Raw genomic sequence first — 20916 nt, forward strand, 5'->3', positions numbered from 1 at the left:
GTCACTGACGTTCAGATCAAAGAATGACGGCACGGAAGGTTACGGGGATTCTGGAAAAGAGTCCCGGAGGCGCGACGGTCAACGGAATCCGGTCGGATTATTAAGCCGAACCGGTTAACGGCCGCAATCCGAGCTCCCGGTCACTCGTTGAGCAGAACGCTTTCCGGCTGCGCCCCCGCAGCCGCTCCCAGTGATCCCCAGTACGGACAGCAGAACGGTGAAAAGCATGAAGTTCTCCAAGCGGGCCGGCGTGATGCTGCTGGCGGTCGGTGCCGGTGTGCTCGCCTCCCAGGGGGCGGCCTCTGCCGCCGCCCCGATCGGCCCCGACCAGGTGGGCGCCCTGGAGGACTCGCTGGCCACCCAGCAGGTCCCCGCGGACATCCCGCTCGCCCCACTGGGCAGCCGCCTCACGGCCGGCATCCCGACCTCGCTGCTCATGCCGCCGGCGCCCGGCCGGACCACCAGCTCCGACGGGGCGCTGCTCCCGGAGCAGATCGTCCCCCAGCTGACCACCGGCAAGGTGGGCCCGAGCGCCAAGGCCGAGCTGCCGCTCCCGCTGGTCGACCAGGGCGCCGACCTCGGCAAGGTGCTGCTGGACGCCCCGGCCGCCCCGCTCCACGCCAAGACCCCCGGGCTCACCCTCGGGCAGCCGCTCTCGCTCGCCCGGGACGGCGCCGGCCAGCTCGCCGACGGCCGGCTGAAGGTGGACGAGATCGACCCGCGGCTGGTCTCCGGCGCGGTGCAGGTGATCCCCGGGGCCAAGGCCAGCCTCGGCGGCGACGACAGCCGGCTCTCCCTCACCGACACGGCGGGCGCCCTGGCCGGGACCACCACCACGACCGCCACCACCGTGGTGGGGCAGACCGGCCTGACCGACCTGACCCAGCTCTGACCCGGCTCTGACCCCGGGATCCCATCCGGTACGAGAGCCCGGCACCCCGGCCGCGCGGCGGGATGCCGGGCTCTCGCGCGCCCGGTGGGGCGCTCAGCCCGGCAGGACGCCGGTCAGCCCGCCGACCAGCGGGAGGTCCTTGACGCCGCCGCCGGCGCTCAGCGGGCCGGTGAGCGTCCCGGTGCCGATCGCGGGCAGGCCCTGGTCCGGCTGGAGGGCCGCGCCGTTGTTGAGGAAGTCGGCCGACGAGTTCGCCCACGGGTCCAGCCGCAGGCTCTTGATCGGCGCGACGCCGTAGCCGAGGCCGGTGGTCGTCCCGCCCAGCGCCTGGCCCAGGTCGGTCTTGGTCAGCTTGGCCGGGCCGGCCGGGGCCTCGCCCGGGGCGGTGGCGGCCTGCGCCGAACCGGCGCCGAGCAGCACCGCGGCACCCACGGCGGCGGCCAGGCCGGCCGCGCTCTTCTTCGAAACCATCGTGATCACCCTTCGGTGGATCGGAGGTACCGGACGGTTGTCCGGAGACGCCGAACTGCCCCCCGGCCGACTGGTCGGGGGGCAGGACGGCCGGTACGCGTGCCGATCGGGATCAGCAGTCGTCCGCGGGCTGCGGGACGGCCTCGACGTTGGCGCAGGCGTTGCCGAAGGCCGGGTTCAGCAGGCCGATGACGTTGATGCTGTTGCCGCACAGGTTGATCGGCACGTGCACCGGGATCTGGATCTGGTTGCCCGAGACGACACCGGGGGAGTTGGCGGCCACGCCCTCGGCGCCGGCGCTGGCGGCGGCGGAGCCCGCCGCGCCCAGCACCAGGCCGGCTGCGGCGGCGGAGAGGACGGCGGCCTTCTTCATGTTCTGCATGGGGGGTTGATCTCCTCGATCACACACGGGTGGAGCGTGCCGCGCCCCGGCGCTGCGGGGCGCGGCACGGGCTCGGTGAATCAGCTATCGCCGACGTGGCGACCGCGGGTTCAGCCGACGTTGGCGCACTGGTTGCCGAAGGCCGGGTTCAGCAGGCCGATGATGTCGATGCTGTTGCCGCACAGGTTGATCGGGATGTGGATCGGGATCTGGATCTGGTTGCCGGAGAGCACACCGGGGGAACCGGCGGCGACGCCCTCGGCACCGGAGCTGGCGACCGCACCGCCGGCGGCGCCGAGCACCAGGCCGCTCGCGGCCAGCGACAGGACGGCGGCCTTCTTGAAGTTGCGCATGTCATTCCTCCGATTTCTGCCCGACGGAAGGGAAATGTCGGGAGTCGGGCGAGCACGAATACTCACCCGAAGGCTGTAGGGATTTCCGTGATTGTCACTCGGGCGGCGCACACCGGCGTGTTCCGCCCATGGCTCGGGCGTGGCCGCGGCCGCCGTGTCGCGGTGCCCCGCGAAGCGATTCCCGCACGGCCGGGAAAGGCTTCGGACAAAGGCGCGACGGTTGGAATTCCGGTCAGGCGTTCCGGCACGGATTGCCGGACGCCGGGTAGGGGAGGCCCGCCGCGCCGACCGAGCCGCCGGTGGCCGCGATGCCGAGGACGGCGTGGGCGTGCTTGCGCATGGGCGGTACTCGATTCGTGCGTAGGGGCCGGTGGAGACCGGGTTCCGTCAGGGAGAACGAGGCGCCGCGGGCGGGGAAACGGTCGGACCCTCCGATCACCCGAATGCCCGGTCCGCGGCGCCGTTGGGCCGGATGGGTGACAGTGCGGGGAGCGTCGCAACCGGTCCGGTGGGGTCTCGTTCTAGATGTCGCACTCCCCGTGCATATCTGTCGAACAGTCAGGAGGCTCGTATGAGCATCAAGAAGACCGCCGCTGTCGGCGCGGCCGTGGTGGGCATCGTTGCCACCGGCGCCGGTACCGCGATGGCCAGCTCCGGCGCCCAGGGCGTTGCCGCCGGTTCCCCCGGTGTCATCTCGGGCAACCAGATCCAGGTCCCGGTGCACGTTCCGGTCAACGTCTGCGGCAACACCATCGACATCATCGGCCTGCTGAACCCGGCCTTCGGCAACAAGTGCGCCAACGTGGGCTGAGCCCGCACCCGGTTCGGCCGGTGCGAGCCGCCGTTCCGCGCTTCCCTCCTGGGGCGTGGGGCGGCGGCTCTTCGTCGTGCCGGGGCGGCGACGCACCGTCAGTTACCGGTGGTGTCACAAGCCTTGTTGCGTTACTTGTCAGTACCTAGAATGCGAGACCTGCTCACCTTTCCTGCTCCTCTCTTGCTCCGCGCCGCTCGGCGCCCCGCCCGGGCGGCCCCCCACCCCCGCAAGGAGTCGCGTGTGACCAGGTCCCCACGGTCGGCGGCGCGGCGGACGCGCACCGGGTCCTCCCGGTGCGCCGCACTGCTCGCCACCGGAACCCTCCTCGCCACCCTCGGCCTGGCCGGCGCCCCCGCCGCCCTGGCCGACCCCGCCCCGGCCGCGCCCGCGGCCACCCGACCGGCCGCGGTCGTCGCCCTCGGCGACAGCGCCATCTCCGGGGAGGGCGCCGGCACCGACACCAACGACGGCTACTTCCCGGAGACGGACAGTCCCACCAACTACTGCCACCGCCACCCCAAGTCGGAGATCTTCGTCACCGACATCCCCGGGGTCACCCCGATCGACCTCGCCTGTTCCGGAGCCCAGACCGGCGACCTGGTCAGCGACCCGGAGCTGGCGAAGGTCACCGGCCCCGGCAGCGGCGACTTCGGCGAGCCCAAGCAGGACGTCAAGCTGGCCGACACGGCGGCGAAGTACGACGTCAAGATGGTCGTCGTCACGATCGGCGCCAACGACGACTTCGACTTCAGCGGCATCATGATGCACTGCCTCGCGCAGTACTTCCCGATCCCCAAGGACCAGGGCTGCCGGGACACCATCGGCAGCGACGAGATCCGCCGGCGCGCCAAGGGCGTCCAGCCCAAGGTGGTCGCGGCGCTCCAGAACATCCGTCAGACCATGCGCCGGGCCGGCTACGCCGACTCCTCGTACCAGCTGGTCTACCAGTCGTACTTCAACCCGATCACCCCGGACATCCGGCGCAACGACTACCTCGGCAAGGTCGCCGACGGCTGCCCGGCCTTCCCCGAGGACCTCGCCTGGGGCCACAACTGGGTGGTGCCGACGCTCAGCGACGCGCTGCGCGGCGCGGCCGAGCAGGTGCCCGGCGTCCGGTACCTCGACCAGCGGCGGGTCGCCTTCGGCCACGAGGTCTGCGCGGAGTGGACGAGCTCCCCGTACGAGTACACCAACGGGGACGTCATCAACCTCTCCGAGTGGGTGCGCAACGGCTGCGACTCGCAGATCGGCATCCCCGGGCTGTGCATGAACATGGTCCGCCAGTCGTACCACCTGCGGGTGGCCGGCTACCGCGGCGAGGGCGTCTGCCTCGGCCAGTTCTACGCCCGGCCGGAGCTGGCGCAGGCGTACTGCACCCTCAACCAGCAGAACACCACCTCGATCCAGCCGCTCACACCCGGACAGCCGTTCGGCGACGTCCCCGAGGACGGCGCCTGGTACCAGCTGACCAACGCGGCCAGCGGCAACGCGCTCGACCTCACCGGCGGCGGCAGCTACGGCGACTCGACCAACGGCCGGGCCGCGATCACCTATCCGGCCACCGGCGGGCTCAACCAGTCCTTCGTCCTGGAGGCGAAGGCCGGCGGCAGCTACGAGCTCGACTTCAGCGGCAACCGGAACATGTGCCTGGACGCCAACGCCGCCTCCACCGCCCCCGGCACCCGGATCCAGCAGTGGGGCTGCACCGGCGGCGGCAACCAGCACTGGGTGTTCAAGCCGGCCGGCAACGGCCGCTACAAGATCGCCGACTCCCAGGACCAGGGCAAGGTCCTGGCCGCCGGCGCCACCCTCGACGCCAAGGGCAACCCGTACGTCGAACTCGCCGCCGACACCGGCGCCGCCGACCAGCTCTGGCAGCTCACCAAGCTCGGCATCGTCTACGTCCACGGCTGATCCGCCCCGCACGTCCTGAGGCCCCCGGCCGCCGCCGCCCCCCCCCGGGCGGCGGCGGCCGCGTGCACGACCGGGCCGGTGTGGTGCTCGGCACGGGTGGCGTGGTGCTGCGCGCCGGTCCGGAGGGCGCCAGGGGCCGTCGGTTCGGGGTCGTGCCGTAGGCTCACGGGAAAATCGTTGCGCCGGAGCCGCGCGGACCACGAGCGGGGCGGGGAGTACCCAGACCAGATGAGCACGGCATCGAGCACCGAGTCGTCCAGCACCCAGCCCGGAGCGCCCGGGGCGGCGCCCGCGGAGGCCCCCGAGGAACGGACGGGCCCGGCGTCCGGACGGTTCGGGGCACTGGTGGACCGCTTCGCGCCCGCGCTGGGCGCGTACGCGGTGGTCAAGGCCATCGGCCTGAGCGTCTTCCTGCTGCTGCTCTCGCACACCGGCGACTACCTGAAGAAGCAGCCGGGCCGCGGCGGCGGCGCCCACGCCTGGGACGTGCTGGGCACCTGGGACGGCATCTGGTACCAGCGGATCGCCGAGAACGGGTACGACCCGCAGCTGATCCCGCTGCACGGCTTCCCGCTGGCCACCTACTACGAGAACTCGGCCGCCTTCTTCCCGCTCTACCCCTGGCTGATGCGGCTGGTCGGCGCCGTCACCGGGCTCGGCCCGTACGGCTCCGGGATCGTCGTCTCGGTGATCGCCTCGCTGGTCGCCGCGGCCGGGATCTTCGCGGTCGCCGAGCGGCTGGGCGGCTTCCGGGCGGGCGTGATCGCCGCGGTGCTCTGGGGCCTGTTCCCGGGCTCCGGCGTGGAGTGGGCGGTCTACTCGGACTCGCTGTTCGTCGCGCTGTCCGCCTGGGCCTGCTACTGCGTGATGACCCGCCGCTGGGTGGCGGCCGGCCTGCTGGCGCTGGTGGCGGGCCTCAACCGGCCGACCGCCGCCGCGCTGATCGCCGCCGTCTCGATCGCCGCGCTGGTCGCGCTGGTCCGCCGCACCGACGGGGTGGCCCGCCCGCTGACCGCGATGCTGATCACCCCGTGGGGCCTGATCGGCTACGTCGCCTGGGTCGGCTGGAAGATGGGCGACTGGGGCGGCTACTTCAAGCTCCAGCAGGGCGCCTGGAACCGCTACTTCGACGGCGGCGCCTCCACCCTGCGCACGATCATGGACGTGATCACCGGCCACTGGGACTTCTGGCAGTCCAACCCCGTCCCGGACCTGATCGCGATCGCCCTGCTGATCGCCCTGCCCGGCTTGCTGGTGCTGCTCTGGCGCACCCGGCCGCCGCTGGTGCTGTGGGTCTACACCGCGCTCACCATCATCACCGCGCTGAGCAGCAACCAGATCTTCGGCAACATCTCGCGCTACCTGCTGCCCGCCTTCCCGCTCTGCATCGGCCTGGCGGTGGCGCTGCGCAAGCTGCGGACCTCCTCGCTGGCCGGGCTGCTGGCCATGCCGGTCCTCGCGGCGGGCTGGTACGCGGGCTATGCGCTGTTCGAGTTGGGCATCCCGTAGACCCGGCGTTGGTTGGCAACGGGATCATCCGGCAGCAGACGGGCCGTTGCTAACCTCGGACGTATGACGACGACCCCGCCGCCCGTGCGCCAGATCCGCGACATCTCCGGGCTGATGGACCACGCGAGCCACGTGCTGGCCACCCGGATGGCGGCCGCCTTCACCGAGCTCGGGATCACCCCGCGCGCCTACTGCGTGCTGTTCCACGCGCGGGCGGGCGAGCGCACCCAGATCCAGCTGGCCGAGCTGGCGGACCTGGACAAGACGACCATGGTGGTCACCGTCGACGAGCTGGAGAAGGCGGGCCTGGCCGAGCGCCGCCCGTCCGCGACCGACCGGCGGGCCCGGATCGTCTCGGTCACCGAGGCGGGCGAGCGGGCCGTGGTGCGGGGCAGCGCGATCGCCGACCGGGTGCACCGCGAGCTGCTGGAGTCGCTGCCGCAGCCCGAGCGCGAGGTGTTCCTCTCGGCCCTGACCCACCTGGTGGACGGCCACCTCGCGGAGCCCGTCGAGGTCGAACGCACCGTCCGCCGCGCCCGCCGCTCCCGGGGATAGTCGCCGGCCGCCCGCCCCGGACCGCTTCCGCGGGCTCGCCGCCACCGTCCCGTGGTCGACCGGGTGCGAGAACTGACCGTCCGTCAACTCGCTTGAATGCGACCAATGTTCGAAGGGTCAGCCTGGATCCGGCCCGCGTTCGAACGGCGGACCGGACCCCGGGGTGCTACGGCCAGACCAGGCAGTACAGCTGGTGCCCGGCCTCGTGCAGCCGGTTGGCGAAGTCCTGCCACTCGTGCAGCATGCTGTAGATCACGAACGCGTCCCGCGGCCCGCGCCGGTCCGGCACGGTGGACCAGATGAAGGCGGCGGCGCCGAGCTCGGTCTCGTCGGCCTTGCGCAGCGGCTCGACGACGTTGTGGGGGAGCTGGACGACGGCGTAGTCGGGGTGCAGCACCACCAGTTCCAGCGGCGGCACCTGGTGCAGCGGGACGCCCTGGATGCCGGTGAGCACCATGGCGCTCATCGTCTCCGGTTTGATCTTGGTGGAGAGGTGGCCGGTGGGGGAGCCGCTGGTCTCCATCAGGTCGCCGAGGCGGCCCAGTGCGCCGAGCTCGCCGGCCTCCAGGCCGAGCCCGCCCGGCCCGAGGGCGGTGGGGACTCTGGCGGCCGTCGCGCGGTCCGGGGCTCCGAAGTACTTGTAGGTCACCCCCACGCGTCCCTCACCCCGCCTCTCACCGCCGCGACGACCACGACCCGTACCTGCTCCCGTACCCCCGCGTGCGGTCTCGGCGGGCCTGCGGGAGCCCCCCGCGGCCTCGTCGTAACCGTCCTGCGCCTCGGACACTCGGACCATCCTCACCGGAATTCGCCGGAATCGACAGACCCCCGCACGTCCGGCGCCCACCGGACGTGCTCCTTACCCGTCATGCGCCGCCGTACCCATTCGCGGTACGCGGCAGTCCTCTCCACACCCCTGCACACAGACCGGAGGTCCTGTGCACTCTGTGTACACAGTCTGACTGGTCCCCGGTCCGGTGAAGTCAGCGGCCCCTGCTGTACGGACAACCGTACAGACAACGGTGCCCGGATCATCGTTCCAGATGATCGGGTCGGACATGCAGAGCGTGAGGACACGATTTGAGACCATGTCTTTTGTGAGCTACCCCTACGAAGCCCCCCAGTCCCAGTCGCTGTTCGACCGCGCCTCCGTGGTGACGCCCGGCGGCGTCAACTCCCCGGTGCGCGCCTTCCGCGCGGTCGGCGGCACGCCGCGCTTCATGGTGTCCGGCACCGGTCCCTACCTCACCGACGCCGACGGCCGCGAGTACGTCGACCTGGTGTGCTCGTGGGGTCCGATGATCCTCGGCCACGCGCACCCCGCGGTGATCGACGCCGTCCAGCGGGCCGTCTCCCGCGGCACCTCCTTCGGCACCCCCGGCGAGGGCGAGGTCGAGCTGGCCGAGGAGATCGTCGCCCGGGTCGCCCCGGTCGAGCAGGTCCGCCTGGTCTCCTCCGGCACCGAGGCCACCATGTCCGCGATCCGGCTGGCCCGCGGCTTCACCGGCCGCGCGAAGGTGGTGAAGTTCGCCGGCTGCTACCACGGTCACGTGGACGCGCTGCTGGCCGCCGCCGGTTCCGGCGTGGCCACCTTCGGCCTGCCGGACACCCCGGGCGTCACCGGCGCCCAGGCCGGCGACACCATCGTGCTGCCGTACAACGACCTGGCCGCCGTCGAGCAGGCGTTCGCCGCCCACCCGGGCGAGATCGCCTGCGTGATCACCGAGGCCTCGCCCGGCAACATGGGCGTCGTCCCGCCGCTGCCCGGCTTCAACGGCGGCCTGGCCCGGCTCTGCCGGGAGAACGGCGCGCTGTTCATCTCCGACGAGGTGATGACCGGCTTCCGCGTCTCCAAGGCCGGCTGGTACGGCCTGGAGGCGGCGCACGAGGGCTGGGCGCCGGACCTGCTGACCTTCGGCAAGGTCATGGGCGGCGGCTTCCCGGCCGCGGCCTTCGGCGGCCGCGCCGACGTGATGGCGCACCTGGCCCCGGCCGGCCCGGTCTACCAAGCGGGCACCCTGTCCGGGAACCCGGTCGCCACCGCGGCGGGCCTGGCCCAGCTGCGCGGCTGCACCGACGAGGCGTACGCGACGGTGGACAAGGTCGCCGCCGAGGTCTCCGGCCTGGTCGCCGACGCGCTCGCCAAGGAGGGCGTGGCACACCGGCTGCAGACCGCCGGGAACATGTTCTCGGTGTTCTTCACCGAGGCCCCGGTCACCGACTACGACGAGGCCAGGACCCAGGAGGCGTACCGTTTCACCGCCTTCTTCCACGCGATGCTGGCCGAGGGCGTCTACCTGCCGCCGTCCGCCTTCGAGTCCTGGTTCGTCTCGGCGGCCCACGACGAGCGGGCGATCGAGCGGATCGCCGCCGCCCTGCCGGCCGCCGCGCGCGCCGCTGCCGCCGCCACGGCCTGACCGCCGCGGCCCGTACCCCGATTCCCAGGAGTAGTCGAGAAGTGAGCGCCAAAGAGATCACCGTCGTCCACGTGATGCGGCACGGCGAGGTGCACAACCCGGAGGGCGTCCTGTACGGGCGCCTGCCGGACTACCACCTGTCCGAGCTGGGCCGGAAGATGGCCGAGCGGGTCGCCGAGGACCTGGCCGACCGGGACGTCACCCACGTGGTGGCCTCCCCGCTGGAGCGGGCCCAGGAGACCGCCGCGCCGATCGCCGAGGCGCACGGCCTGGACATCGCGGTGGACGCGCGGCTGATCGAGGCGGAGAACGTCTTCGAGGGCAAGACCTTCGGGGTCGGCGACGGTTCGCTGCGGAACCCGGGCTACTGGAAGTACCTCACCAACCCGTTCAAGCCGTCCTGGGGTGAGCCGTACCTCGACCAGGCGGTGCGGATGATGGGCGCGATCGGCGCGGCCCGGGACGCCGCGCGCGGGCACGAGGCGGTCTGCGTCAGCCACCAGCTGCCGATCTGGATCCTCCGCTCCTTCGCCGAGCGCCGCCGGCTCTGGCACGACCCGCGCAACCGGCAGTGCTCGCTGGCCTCGCTGACCAGCTTCACCTTCGAGGGCGACCGGATCGTCTCGGTCGGCTACCGCGAGCCGGCCCGCGACCTGCTGCCCGCGCACCTGGTGGGCAAGGGCCGCAAGGGCGACAAGCCGGTGGGCAAGAGCTTCGGCGCCTAGCCTCCCGTAAGCGGCGTGTAAGTATGACTTCGGGTCACCCGGCGACTGCCGGGTGACCCGATTTCGTCGCAGGTCAGAAGGGGTGCGACGCGCAAGGGAGGACCCCGGCGAACCGGCCCGGAACTCCATGCGAAACTTTTCACATGTCTGCCATGACGCGCCCCCGTCCCCGTGTCGCCGCAGCAGCCGCCGCCACCGTCGCCGCCGCTGCGCTCGCCCTCACCGGCTGTTCCTCCTCGGGCTCGTCGGGCGGCGGCGAGGGCCAGGTCGGCTTCGTCACGGTCAAGGGCACCAACCTGTCGAAGGCGGACGCCGGGAAGCGCGGGGACGCGCCGGACATCTCCGGGGACACCCTGGAGGGCACCCCGGCCAAGCTCTCCGACTACCGGGGCAAGGTCGTCGTGCTGAACGTCTGGGGCTCCTGGTGCGGCCCGTGCCGGGCCGAGGCCAAGAGCCTCCAGAACGTCTCGGAGAAGTACAAGGACCAGGGCGTCCAGTTCCTCGGCATCAACACCCGGGACACCGAGAAGCAGAACGCCGTCCGCTTCGAGCAGGAGCAGGGCGTCACCTACCCGAGCCTCTTCGACCCGGCCGGCACCCAGCTGCTCAAGTTCCCCAAGGGCAGCCTCAACCCGCAGTCCATCCCGACCACCCTGATCGTCGACCGGGACGGCAAGCTGGCCGCCCGCGCCGTCGGCGGCACCACCGAGGACGCGCTGGAGTCGATCCTCCAGCCGGTGGTCGCGGAGCAGAAGCAGTGAGCCTGCCGCAACAACTCGCCGACAACACCGGGACCCTCCAGAGCGGAGCGCTGCTGGTCGCCGCGCCGATCGCGCTGGCGGCCGGACTGGTGTCGTTCTTCTCGCCCTGCGTGCTGCCGCTCGTCCCCGGCTACCTGTCGTACGTGACCGGCTTCTCCGCCGCCGACCTCGCGGACGCGCGCGGCGCGCGGCGCGGCCGGATGCTGCTCGGGGCGACGCTGTTCATCCTCGGCTTCACCGCCGTGTTCGTCTCGGGCGGGGCGCTGTTCGGGCAGTTCGGCGACACCCTCCAGGAGCACAAGCGGGTCATCTCGATCGTGCTCGGGGCGGTGACGATCGTGATGGGCCTCGCCTTCATGGGCCTCGTCCCCGGCCTGAGCATGCGCGAGGTGCGCTCCCACCGCCGGCCGTCGGTCGGCCTGCTCGGCGCGCCGCTGCTGGGCGTGGTCTTCGGCGTCGGCTGGACGCCCTGCATCGGCCCGACCCTGGCGACCGTCCAGAACCTCGCCCTGAACCAGGCCGACGCCGCGCGCGGCGCCCTGCTGATGACCTTCTACTGCCTGGGCCTCGGCGTACCGTTCATCGTGGCCGCGCTGGCCTTCCGCCGGGCGCTGGGCGCCTTCGGCTGGGTCAAGCGGCACTACCCGCTCGTCATGAGGATCGGCGGCGGCATGCTCGTCGCGGTCGGTCTGCTGCTCGTCACCGGGATCTGGGACTCGATGCTGAGCCAGCTGCAGTCCTGGACCGCCGACTTCCAGATCGGAATCTGACCGTGAGCAACACCACGACCGAGACCGAGCAGCCCCCGGCGCCGGACGACGTCGCCGCCGAGCGGCTCAGCACCGCGCCGGTCGAGTCCGACGGACCGACCGGCATAGGGGCGTTCGGCTGGGCGCGCTGGATGTGGCGCCAGCTGACCTCGATGCGGGTCGCCCTGATCCTGCTCTTCCTGCTGTCGCTGGCCGCCATCCCCGGCTCGCTGATCCCGCAGTACCAGAACGGCCAGGGCCAGCTGAAGGTCGAGGCCTGGAAGGCGCAGCACGCCACGGTCGCGCCGATCTACGAGAAGCTCCAGCTGTTCGACGTCTACAGCTCGGTCTGGTTCTCCGCGATCTACATCCTGCTGTTCGTGTCGCTGGCCGGCTGCATCGTCCCGCGCACCTGGCAGTTCGTCGGCGTGCTGCGCTCCCAGCCCCCGGCCGCGCCGCGCAACCTGACCCGGATGCCGGTCCACGCGGCCTGGCGCACCGAGGCGGACGCCGACGCGGTGAACGCCGCCGCGCACCGGCTGCTGCGCAAGCGCGGCTTCCGCGCCCACCTGTCCGGCGGCGCGGTGGCGGCCGAGAAGGGCTACCTGCGCGAGGTCGGCAACCTGCTGTTCCACCTTTCGCTGTTCGCGCTGCTCGGCGGCTTCGCCTGGGCCAGCCTGGCCTCGGGCACCGGCGGCAAGCTGATGGTCCAGGGCGAGGGCTACTCCAACACCATCACCCAGCTCGACGACTTCAACGGCACCCGGTTCTACGGCAACCAGGACCTCGACCCCTTCTACCTGAAGCTGGACAGCTTCACCTCGAAGTTCCAGACCAAGGGCGACCAGATCGGCGCCGCCCGGCAGTTCACCGCGAACGTCGAGTACTACGAGGGCAGCGACCAGTCGAAGCTGAGGAAGTCGACGATCGAGGTCAACCACCCGCTGGAGATCGGCGGCAGCAAGGTCTACCTGATCGGCCACGGCTACGCCCCGTTCGTCAGCGTCAAGAACGGCAAGGGCGAGGTCGTTTACCGCGGCGCCGTCCCGTTCCTGCCGCAGGACGGCAACCTGACCTCCACCGGTGTCGTGAAGGTCTCCGACTACGGCGTGGGCCCCGACGGCAACAAGACCCAGATGGGCTTCTCCGGCTTCTTCCTGCCGACCGCCCCGCTGAGCTTCGAGGGCACCGGCCCGGTCTCGCTGTTCCCCGGTGACGCCGAGCCCGAACTCGTGCTGAACGCCTTCGCGGGCGACCTCGGCACAGACTCCGGCCTGCCGCAGAACGTCTACCAGCTCAACACCCGCAAGCTCACCCAGCTCACCCAGGACGGCCAGCCGGCCAAGGCCCGGCTCAAGCCCGGCCAGGCCTGGGACCTGCCCGACGGCTACGGCTCGGTGACCTTCGAGGGCTACAAGCAGTGGGCCAGCTTCAACATCTCGCACCGTCCGGGCAACGCGATCGCCCTGAGCGGCGGCGTGCTCGCGATCCTCGGCCTGATCGGCTCGCTGTTCATCCAGCGCCGCCGGATCTGGGTGCGGGCGGTCGCCCTGCCGGGCGGCGGCACCCAGGTGGAGCTGGCCGGCCTGGCCCGCAGCGAGTCGGCGAAGATCGCCGAGGAGCTGGCGGAGCTCGCGGTCGACCTCCAGGACGACGCTCCCGCCTCCGAGGACGAGGAGGACGACGCCCCGGCCCCCGAAGGTGAGGACGGCACCCCGGCCTCCGCGGACGAGGACGGCACTCCGGCCTCCGCGGACGAGGACGCCGACACCGAAACGGACGTACCCGAGGAGACCGGGACCCCCACAGTCCCGGCGGCCTCCCCGGAACCCGCAGTCCCTGCCGACCAGAACTCCAAGGAGTAGACGGTGCATCTCGCCTCGGCGGTCGACCCACAGCTGGCCGACCTCTCCAACAAGCTGATCTATTCGGCGATGGTGGTCTACACCCTCGCCATGTTCGCCCACATGATCGAGTGGACCTTCGGCAGCAAGGGCGCCGTCGCCGTCCGCTCGACCGAACAGGCGGGCAGCCTGGGCGAGACCGTCGCCGCGGCGGACAAGAAGGCCGCGAAGAAGGTCACCGTCACGGTGGCCGGGGCCGGCGGCGGCACCACGACGCTCACCCGCACCGCGATCGCGGGCGAGGGCGCGACGGTGGTCACCACCGGGCGCGGCGCCGAGGAGGAGGACGGCCCGGGCGCGGCCGGCACCAGCGTGCGGGCCGACCTGGCCGGCCGGATCGCCGTCTCGCTCACCGTGCTGGCGCTGGCGCTGCACGGCGGCGGCATCATCACCCGCGGCCTGTCGGTCTCCCGCTGGCCGTGGGGCAACATGTACGAGTTCTCCTGCGCCTTCGCCTTCGCGATGACGGCCGCGTACCTGGTGCTGCTGGCCGCGAAGAAGAAGGTCCGCTGGCTCGGCCTGCCGGTCGTGCTCGCGGTGCTGCTCACCCTCGGCATCGCCACCACGGTGCTGTACACCGACTCCGAGCAGCTCGTCCCGGCGCTGCACTCGCCGTGGCTGGCGATCCACGTCTCCACCGCGATCTTCTGCGGCGGCGCCTTCTACGCGGCGTTCATCGCCACGCTGCTGTACCTCGGCAAGGAGTCCTTCGAGAAGCGGACGGCGGCCGGCCTCACCACCGGCCCGCTGGGCACCTCGGCCTCGATCTGGCGCCGGCTGCCCGCCGCGTCCACCTTCGACAAGCTGTCCTACCGGATCAACGCCCTGGTCTTCCCGCTGTGGACGTTCACCATCATCGCGGGCGCGATCTGGGCCGAGGCGGCCTGGGGCAAGTACTGGGAGTGGGACCCGAAGGAGACCTGGTCGTTCATCACCTGGGTCGCCTACGCCTGCTACCTGCACGCCCGTGCGACGGCCGGCTGGAAGGGCCGCAAGGCCGCCTACCTGGCGCTGGCGGCGTTCGCCTGCTGGCTCTTCAACTACTACGGGGTGAACATCTTCGTCACCGGAAAGCACTCCTACGCGGGGATCTGACCGGGGCACACGATCACCCACCGGCCCGGCTCTCTCCCACAGGTAGCCGGGCCGATGTGTGAAACGGGGTAGTGCGCGCCGGCCGCCGGCCGGTGCGAGAGGGAACTGAGGAGGAAATCGCGCAATGGAGTGCGACGAGGTCATGCTGACCGTCCGAATCACCGCCGCCGAGCGCACGCTGCTCCGCAGGCTCGCCCAGGGACACCGGAGCGACGTGTCGGAGGTGGTGTCCGACGCGCTGCTGGACATCATCCCGACGCTCAGCGCGCCGGGGGACGCCTACCGGTTGCTGGGGGCGCTGGCCGTGCCCGCGCCGTGCGCCCTGACGGTGTGGCTGCCGACCCCGCTGGCCGATCTGCTGGTGCCGGGCGCGGCCCGGATCGCGCAGATCACCGACGTCCGGGTCGAGTCGGCCAGCGCGGCCCTGGGCGCGGCGCTGCGGCTCTGGCTGTCCCAGGACCCGGTCCGGCTGGCGACCAACCTCAGCGTGATGCACGCGGGCCGGCCGGCCGCCCTGGTGGCCGCCTGACGGGCCCGGGGCGTCCCTAACTCGCCAGCGGCAGCCGGGCGCCCCCGAGGCCCGGCAGGGGAGGGCCGGGTACGGCGGGGCGGCCGTCGTAGGCGTCCCGCCGGACCGGCACCCCCGGGCCCTCGGCCGGTCCGTCCACCGGCACGGTGAGCAGCAGGCACTCGGCCGCCGTCCGGCCGTCCTGGAGCAGCTCGACCCGTACCGCGAGCCGCCCGTCCGCCGCGGCCGGCCCCTCGGCCGGCCCGGGGGCCGGTTCGGGGGCGGCCCGGACGAAGCATGGCCGGTCCAGCTCGATGTAGTGGTCGAAGGAGGTCACCAGCTCGACCGGGACCACCGGCTCGGGGTGGCGCAGCCGCTGGGCGGCCTGCCGGGCGGCCTCCAGCACCAGCATCCCGGGCACGTGGTCCAGCTCGTGGTCGAACAGCACCGGGTGGGTGGCGTCGGCGCGCAGCAGCCAGGTGTCCGGCGCCAGGGTCGGGCTGAGCACCACGTCCGCCGGCTGTGCGCGGCCGACCAGCTCGGGCGCGGCGGGCGCCGGCGGGCGCGGCGGGAGGGTGCGCCGCGCGGGGCCGCGCAGCCGGGCGTACGAGGCGGGGGAGACCACCCGCAGCCGTCCGCTGCCGCGGCCGATCGGCCGGCCGTCCCGGGTGACGTCGACGCAGACCCGGAGCGAGGCGAGCTCGCCGTGCCGCATCCGGACGTCCTCGCAGCCGACGGCCAGCATCAGCGAGGCGGGGCCGGCGGTGACGGCGAGGCCCGGCAGGCCGGTCCCGTCGAGCGCGTAGGAGAGGTCCTCCATCATGAAGTGGTGGCCGCGCGGCACCCCGAACCCGGCGTGGCCGATCAGCAGCCCGGTCTGCCGGATCGTTTCGGCCAGCAGCACCGGGTCGTGGTAGCGGTCCCCGGGCAGCCGGTAGAAGCCGTGCAGCCGGGGCCACTGGGCGCCGAGCAGGAAGTCGTACGGGCCGGTGGCCTGCCAGCCGGTGAGGAACACCTCGGACACCGAGGCGCGGTGCACCAGGTGCCGGGAGACGGTCCGGTCGTGGAAGTCGTAGCCGGTGGCGGGGCCGTCGTCGAACCCGAAGCCGCCGGCGCTGCCCGGGCCGGGGTGGGCGTACGGATCGTGCGGGTCCGGCTCTACGATCGATGGCATGACGGGCCCCCGCTTCAGGGTGTCGGTCGGAGCGGCCGCCACGGCCGTCCGAGCAAAACATACATACCACCCGGTTTGTGTTCGGCGGCTGGGGTGCCCAGGCCGAACGCTCCGGCCCGGCCACGCTACCTGCCCCCTGGGCTGCGGGAATGCCCGTTCGGGAGGCCTCGGACCATCGGTGGGGGGCCGTCCCCGCTGGACGGCGGGGGCGAAGCAAGCGCTAGATTAGATACCAACCATGCGGTTTCGGAGGGTGCCGTCCGCATGCGAGCGCCGCCCCCGCAGGGGCCGCGCCGACAGCAGCCGGGTGGGGCGGGGATCGCGCCCGGCCGAGTCCGGAGGGGGCCAGTGGTCAAGCAGGAGCGGGCTGGGCGGACCCGGCGGGCCGTACTGCTCGCCGCCGCGGAGACCTTCGCGCGGGTGGGCTTCGAGGCCGCCAGCCTGGTCGACATCAGCCGCCGGGCCGGGGTGAGCAAGGGGGCCCTCTACTTCCACTTCGTGTCCAAGCAGGCCCTCGCCGACGGGGTGCGCCGCGCCTCCGGGCGGGAGGTCGGCTCGGCCGCGCTGCGCGCGCTGCGGGCCGACGGCCCGGCCCTCCAGGGGCTGATCGACTTCTCGCACGAGCTGGCCCGGATGCTGCGCGAGGACGTGGTGGTGCGGGCCGGCGTCCGGCTCGGCCGCCAGGGCCCGCGCCGGGACGGTGCCCAGGAGGGGCCGGACGGCCCGCCCGTGGCCTCCGACGTCGCCTGGCGCAGCCTCACCGCCGTCGTCCACCGGCTGCTGGACCGCGCCGCCGAGGCCGGCGAGCTGCGCCCCGGAGTGGACCGGCGGGCCGCCGCCGAACTGCTCACCGCGGTGGCGGCCGGCCAGGTGCTGCTCGCGGGCGAGGAGACCGGCCGGCCCGGTCCTGAGGCGGTGAGCCGGCTCTGGACGGCCGCGCTGCCGGCCCTGGTGACGGCGGAGCGCCGGGCGGGCTACCGGGTCTGACCGGCCCCGGCCCCGGGGCTCCCGGAGTCGGGGCTCAGGCGCGCTCGGCGACGCTCAGCCGGGCGAGCGCGTGCGGCTGGACCAGGCCGGGCAGCAGCAGCGTCCAGAGGTCGGACAGCCGCTGGATCAGGTCCTGCCGGTCGGCCAGCACCTGGGAGCTCAGCTGGATGCCGGTGACGGCCCCGGTGATCACCCCGGCGGCCGCGGTCAGGTCGACCCCCGGGTGGAGGTCGCCGGCCTCCCGGGCGTGCTCCAGCAGGACGCGGACGGTGTCCATCCAGCCCTGGTAGGCCGCGAGCTGCGGCTGGGTGAAGCTGCCGTGCTCGATCGTCAGCCGGATGCTGCCGCGCACCAGCGGGTCGGTCTGGAGCGCGCGGGCGAAGGCGTACCCGAGGTCGATCAGGTTCTGCACCGGGCTGTCCGAGGCCGGTGTCCAGCCGGAGATGAAGACGCCCTGTCCCTCGATGACGGCGAGCGCCAGCTCCTCCTTGGAGCGGAAGTGGAAGTACAGCGCGCCCTTGGTGACGCCGGCGCGGTCCAGGATCTCGGACATCGTGGCGGCGGCGTAGCCCCGCTCGTCGAACACCTCGGCCGCCGCGACGAGTACCGTCTGGCGGGTCGCCAGCGCGCGGGCCTGCCTGGCCATCGCAGCCTCCCTGGAAAGTTCTGGTCTCGGCAGCGGCCGATCCTATGGGGGCGGACGGGGCGGCGGACGCATACCGTCCAGTAGGCATCCTACCGAGCCCGCCGCGGGCTCCTCCGGCCCCGGCCGACCGGGCGGGAGCACCGCCGGCGCGGCCCCGGACCGGCGCCGACGCGGCCCCGGGCAGAGCCCGAGGCGGCCCGGGCAACGCCGGACGGCCGGTCACCCGAGCGGGGTGACCGGCCGTCGGCACGGGCCGTGGGCCGTCAGGCCGCCTGCTGCCAGCTGAACGGCGAGTAGTACGCCGGGCGGCGCTCCAGGCGCTGCCAGTTGGCGATCGGCTCGATCGGCGCGGCGGCGGCGGCCTGCTGCGCGACGGCGGCGCGCGCGGCGAGGACGGCGGTCAGGGCGGCGAGTTCCTCGTCGGTGAGGCTGCCGCGGACGATGCGGACGAGGGGTTCGGCGGAAGCGGTCATGTCCTGGTTTCTCCCCCGGGTGGCTGCGGTCTGAGGTGGTGGCGCGTCGGTGCGGGCTGCTGCTGCGGTGCGGGCTGTCGCGGCGGTGCGCGCCACTACATCGGCGGGTTGCCGTGCTTGCGGCTGGGCAGGTCGGCGTGCTTGGTGCGGAGCATGGCCAGGGCGGAAGCGATCACCTGGCGGGTCTCGGCCGGGTCGATGACGTCGTCCACGAGGCCGCGCTCGGCCGCGTAGTACGGGTGCATCAGCTCGTTCTTGTATTCCTTGATCTTCTGGGCGCGCATGGCGTCCGGGTCCTCGGCGGCGTTGATCTCGCGCCGGAAGATGACGTTGGCCGCGCCCTCGGCGCCCATCACGGCGATCTCGTTGGTCGGCCAGGCGTACGACAGGTCGGCGCCGATCGAGCGGGAGTCCATCACGATGTACGCGCCGCCGTAGGCCTTGCGCAGGATCAGCGAGATGCGCGGCACGGTGGCGTTGCAGTACGCGTACAGCAGCTTGGCGCCGTGGCGGATGATGCCGCCGTGCTCCTGGTCGACGCCGGGCAGGAAGCCGGGGACGTCGAGCAGGGTGACCAGCGGGATGTTGAAGGCGTCGCACATCTGGACGAAACGGGCGGCCTTCTCGCTCGCGTTGATGTCCAGCACGCCGGCCAGCGACTGCGGCTGGTTGGCGATGATGCCGACGACGTGGCCGTCGATCCGGGCGAGCACGCAGAGCACGTTGGTGGCCCAGCGCTCGTGGACCTCCAGGTACTCGCCGTGGTCGACGATCTCCTCGATCACCTTGCGCATGTCGTACGGGCGGTTGCCGTCGGCGGGCACCAGGTCCAGCAGGCTGTCGTTGCGGCGCTGGACCGGGTCCTCGGTCACCACGGACGGCGGCATCTCGCGGTTGTTCTGCGGCAGCAGCGACAGGAGGTAGCGGACCTCCTCGATGCAGGACTGCTCGTCGTCGTAGACGAAGTGCGAGACGCCGGAGACGCCGGCGTGCACGTCGGCGCCGCCGAGGCCGTTCTGGCTGATCTTCTCGCCGGTGACCGCCTGGACCACGTCCGGGCCGGTGATGAACATCTGCGAGGTCTCGCGGACCATGAAGACGAAGTCGGTCAGCGCGGGGGAGTACGCGGCGCCGCCGGCGCACGGGCCGAGCATCACCGAGATCTGCGGGATGACGCCGGACGCCTTGGTGTTGCGCTGGAAGATGCCGCCGTAGCCGGCCAGGGCGGTGACGCCCTCCTGGATGCGGGCGCCGGCGCCGTCGTTCAGCGAGACCAGCGGGGCACCGGCCGCGATGGCCATGTCCATGATCTTGTGGATCTTCTGGGCGTGGGCCTCGCCCAGCGCGCCGCCGAAGATCCGGAAGTCGTGCGCGTACGTGAAGACGGTGCGCCCGTGGACGGTGCCCCAGCCGACGATCACGCCGTCGGTGTGCGGCTTCTTGGCCTCCAGGCCGAAGCCCTGGGCGCGGTGCCGGCGAAACGGCTCGACCTCCTGGAAGGAGCCCTCGTCCAGCAGCAGCTCGATGCGCTCGCGCGCGGTCAGCTTGCCCTTGGCGTGCTGGGCCTCGGTGGCCTTGTCGCTGGGGCCGCGGCGGACCTTCTCGCGCAGCTCGTGCAGCTCGGCGACCCGCCCGCGGGCGTCGGCCGGGACCTCGGGGACCTCGCCGTCGACCGGCGCCTCATGCACAACCGTCATCTCGAACCACTCCAAGGGTGAGGGAACTGTCCGACAGCCAACGTCTGCTGTGCCCCCGGCTGCGAATCACTTTCTTCACTTATGACTGTACGAGGGGCCGTGCGCTGGTTTCGGCGTCGATTCCGTACAAGGTCGAGTTCGTTTAGCTGTCAGGCCTGGACAGAAGCGGTCGGATCGTTGACTGAGCGCTCGGTGTTCATTCGGATACCGGGGGTTGTCGGACAGATGATGGTCCGATGATCTGAGCATGAAGGAAAGCGCAGGTCAGGGCCGTCTCCCAGTACTGTAGGCCGGTCCTCTTGGGCCCCGCTCAAGGTCCGCTCAAGCCCGGCGGGCAGGGGGTCGCCGTCCGGGTTAGGGGTTGCGCAGTCGTAGGGAAGCACCAAAAATGCCGCAGCCCACCCCGCACGGTGGGGGTGGGCTGTCCGGGCGAGCGGGCGGACCCGCTCCGATCAGCTCTTCCTGCCGTCCTCGGGCTCGTCGCGGTCGCGCAGCTCCCGCTCGCGACGGCGCAGATCGGCCTCCCACTGCTTGAGCATGGACTCGTGGTCTTTGTCGTCCTTCTTCAACGAGGCGAGGAACTCGGGGTCGTCGTCCGGCGCCAGCGGGCGCCCGCCGCGCGCGGTGGGACGGCCCGCCCGGTCGTCGGCCGGGTACCCCGGGTGGGCCCCGGCGGGCGCGGCCCGCAGGAAGCCGCGCTGCTTGCCGGCGATCAGCCAGGCGATCGGGCCCAGCGGCGGGAAGAGCAGCACGATCAGCACCCAGACCACCTTGGGCAGGTGCTTCACCTCGTCCTCGGGAGTGGTCAGGCAGTCCACGAACGCCCAGACCCAGAGCGCGAGCGGAAGGATGATGGTCAGAAGAATCCTCGGCACGGCTGGGATCTCCCC

General features: G+C 72.3%; 22 protein-coding genes. 13 read left to right on the forward strand and 9 right to left on the reverse strand.

What is annotated here, in order from left to right; all coding sequences use genetic code 11:
• Nucleotides 1-226: 226 nt before the first annotated feature.
• The gene (locus ACFVXH_RS12580; protein ID WP_049650482.1) at nt 227-892 is read left to right on the forward strand and encodes a hypothetical protein; all 666 of its coding nucleotides are present in this window, start codon (nt 227-229) and stop codon (nt 890-892) included.
• A 93-nt stretch (nt 893-985) separates the two neighbouring features.
• Here the strand turns inward: ACFVXH_RS12580 and ACFVXH_RS12585 are convergent, their stop codons facing one another.
• From ACFVXH_RS12585 to ACFVXH_RS12595, 3 genes are all read right to left on the reverse strand, one after another.
• Complete coding sequence (locus ACFVXH_RS12585; protein ID WP_147409124.1) at nt 986-1363, reverse strand: hypothetical protein; 378 nt, start codon at nt 1361-1363, stop codon at nt 986-988.
• 112 nt (nt 1364-1475) lie between these two features.
• Entirely contained in the window at nt 1476-1745 is a 270-nt protein-coding gene (locus ACFVXH_RS12590) for a chaplin (RefSeq protein WP_049650484.1), read from the reverse strand.
• A 110-nt stretch (nt 1746-1855) separates the two neighbouring features.
• Entirely contained in the window at nt 1856-2098 is a 243-nt protein-coding gene (locus ACFVXH_RS12595) for a chaplin (RefSeq protein ID WP_049650485.1), read from the reverse strand.
• 571 nt (nt 2099-2669) lie between these two features.
• On the opposite strand from ACFVXH_RS12595, the gene ACFVXH_RS12600 reads away from it, so the two are divergent.
• From ACFVXH_RS12600 to ACFVXH_RS12615, 4 genes are all read left to right on the forward strand, one after another.
• Nucleotides 2670-2909, forward strand: coding sequence for a chaplin (locus ACFVXH_RS12600; RefSeq protein WP_049650486.1), 240 nt, complete (start codon nt 2670-2672; stop codon nt 2907-2909).
• Between the two features lie 243 nt (nt 2910-3152).
• Complete coding sequence (locus tag ACFVXH_RS12605) at nt 3153-4826, forward strand: RICIN domain-containing protein (RefSeq protein ID WP_234348284.1); 1674 nt, start codon at nt 3153-3155, stop codon at nt 4824-4826.
• A gap of 228 nt (nt 4827-5054) precedes the next feature.
• Nucleotides 5055-6335 carry a glycosyltransferase family 39 protein gene (locus tag ACFVXH_RS12610; protein ID WP_387822752.1) on the forward strand — a complete coding sequence of 427 codons (1281 nt, stop codon included), beginning with the start codon at nt 5055-5057 and terminating at the stop codon, nt 6333-6335.
• Between the two features lie 63 nt (nt 6336-6398).
• Nucleotides 6399-6890: a MarR family winged helix-turn-helix transcriptional regulator gene (locus tag ACFVXH_RS12615; RefSeq protein ID WP_049650488.1), complete on the forward strand. Its 492-nt coding sequence runs from the start codon at nt 6399-6401 to the stop codon at nt 6888-6890.
• Nucleotides 6891-7056: 166 nt separating this feature from the next.
• Here the strand turns inward: ACFVXH_RS12615 and ACFVXH_RS12620 are convergent, their stop codons facing one another.
• Nucleotides 7057-7539 (reverse strand): hypothetical protein, encoded by a 483-nt coding sequence (locus ACFVXH_RS12620; protein ID WP_074004012.1) that lies wholly within the window; start codon nt 7537-7539, stop codon nt 7057-7059.
• Between the two features lie 439 nt (nt 7540-7978).
• Here ACFVXH_RS12620 and hemL point away from each other — a divergent pair, with 439 nt between their 5' ends.
• The 7 genes from hemL to ACFVXH_RS12655 all read left to right on the forward strand — a co-directional run bounded on the left by hemL (nt 7979) and on the right by ACFVXH_RS12655 (nt 15070).
• On the forward strand, nt 7979-9307 hold the full coding sequence (gene hemL, locus ACFVXH_RS12625; protein ID WP_375876951.1) for a glutamate-1-semialdehyde 2,1-aminomutase: 1329 nt from the start codon (nt 7979-7981) through the stop codon (nt 9305-9307).
• 74 nt (nt 9308-9381) lie between these two features.
• Nucleotides 9382-10032 (forward strand): histidine phosphatase family protein, encoded by a 651-nt coding sequence (locus ACFVXH_RS12630; RefSeq protein WP_049650499.1) that lies wholly within the window; start codon nt 9382-9384, stop codon nt 10030-10032.
• Nucleotides 10033-10175: 143 nt separating this feature from the next.
• Nucleotides 10176-10793 carry a TlpA disulfide reductase family protein gene (locus tag ACFVXH_RS12635; RefSeq protein ID WP_049650491.1) on the forward strand — a complete coding sequence of 206 codons (618 nt, stop codon included), beginning with the start codon at nt 10176-10178 and terminating at the stop codon, nt 10791-10793.
• On the forward strand, nt 10790-11563 hold the full coding sequence (locus tag ACFVXH_RS12640; RefSeq protein ID WP_234348286.1) for a cytochrome c biogenesis CcdA family protein: 774 nt from the start codon (nt 10790-10792) through the stop codon (nt 11561-11563). The genes ACFVXH_RS12635 and ACFVXH_RS12640 overlap by 4 nt, the downstream gene beginning before the upstream one ends.
• 2 nt (nt 11564-11565) lie before the next feature.
• Nucleotides 11566-13407 (forward strand): cytochrome c biogenesis protein ResB, encoded by a 1842-nt coding sequence (locus ACFVXH_RS12645; protein WP_387822757.1) that lies wholly within the window; start codon nt 11566-11568, stop codon nt 13405-13407.
• A gap of 3 nt (nt 13408-13410) precedes the next feature.
• Nucleotides 13411-14541: a c-type cytochrome biogenesis protein CcsB gene (gene ccsB, locus ACFVXH_RS12650; RefSeq protein ID WP_049650493.1), complete on the forward strand. Its 1131-nt coding sequence runs from the start codon at nt 13411-13413 to the stop codon at nt 14539-14541.
• A gap of 142 nt (nt 14542-14683) precedes the next feature.
• On the forward strand, nt 14684-15070 hold the full coding sequence (locus ACFVXH_RS12655) for a hypothetical protein (protein ID WP_143204614.1): 387 nt from the start codon (nt 14684-14686) through the stop codon (nt 15068-15070).
• A gap of 16 nt (nt 15071-15086) precedes the next feature.
• Here the strand turns inward: ACFVXH_RS12655 and ACFVXH_RS12660 are convergent, their stop codons facing one another.
• Nucleotides 15087-16223: a ScbA/BarX family gamma-butyrolactone biosynthesis protein gene (locus ACFVXH_RS12660; protein ID WP_387822761.1), complete on the reverse strand. Its 1137-nt coding sequence runs from the start codon at nt 16221-16223 to the stop codon at nt 15087-15089.
• A 348-nt stretch (nt 16224-16571) separates the two neighbouring features.
• On the opposite strand from ACFVXH_RS12660, the gene ACFVXH_RS12665 reads away from it, so the two are divergent.
• Nucleotides 16572-17210 carry a ScbR family autoregulator-binding transcription factor gene (locus ACFVXH_RS12665; RefSeq protein ID WP_074004008.1) on the forward strand — a complete coding sequence of 213 codons (639 nt, stop codon included), beginning with the start codon at nt 16572-16574 and terminating at the stop codon, nt 17208-17210.
• Nucleotides 17211-17244: 34 nt separating this feature from the next.
• Here the strand turns inward: ACFVXH_RS12665 and ACFVXH_RS12670 are convergent, their stop codons facing one another.
• From ACFVXH_RS12670 to ACFVXH_RS12685, 4 genes are all read right to left on the reverse strand, one after another.
• Complete coding sequence (locus ACFVXH_RS12670; protein WP_049661418.1) at nt 17245-17856, reverse strand: ScbR family autoregulator-binding transcription factor; 612 nt, start codon at nt 17854-17856, stop codon at nt 17245-17247.
• Between the two features lie 263 nt (nt 17857-18119).
• The gene (locus tag ACFVXH_RS12675; protein WP_049651530.1) at nt 18120-18329 is read right to left on the reverse strand and encodes an acyl-CoA carboxylase epsilon subunit; all 210 of its coding nucleotides are present in this window, start codon (nt 18327-18329) and stop codon (nt 18120-18122) included.
• A 95-nt stretch (nt 18330-18424) separates the two neighbouring features.
• Nucleotides 18425-20026 carry an acyl-CoA carboxylase subunit beta gene (locus ACFVXH_RS12680; RefSeq protein ID WP_049651531.1) on the reverse strand — a complete coding sequence of 534 codons (1602 nt, stop codon included), beginning with the start codon at nt 20024-20026 and terminating at the stop codon, nt 18425-18427.
• Between the two features lie 452 nt (nt 20027-20478).
• Nucleotides 20479-20901, reverse strand: a complete 423-nt coding sequence (locus tag ACFVXH_RS12685; RefSeq protein WP_387822766.1) for a PLD nuclease N-terminal domain-containing protein — start codon at nt 20899-20901, stop codon at nt 20479-20481.
• Nucleotides 20902-20916 lie beyond the last annotated feature (15 nt).

Source organism: Kitasatospora sp. NPDC058184, assembly GCF_042883725.1.
In the GTDB taxonomy this organism is placed as follows: Bacteria; Actinomycetota; Actinomycetes; order Streptomycetales; family Streptomycetaceae; genus Kitasatospora.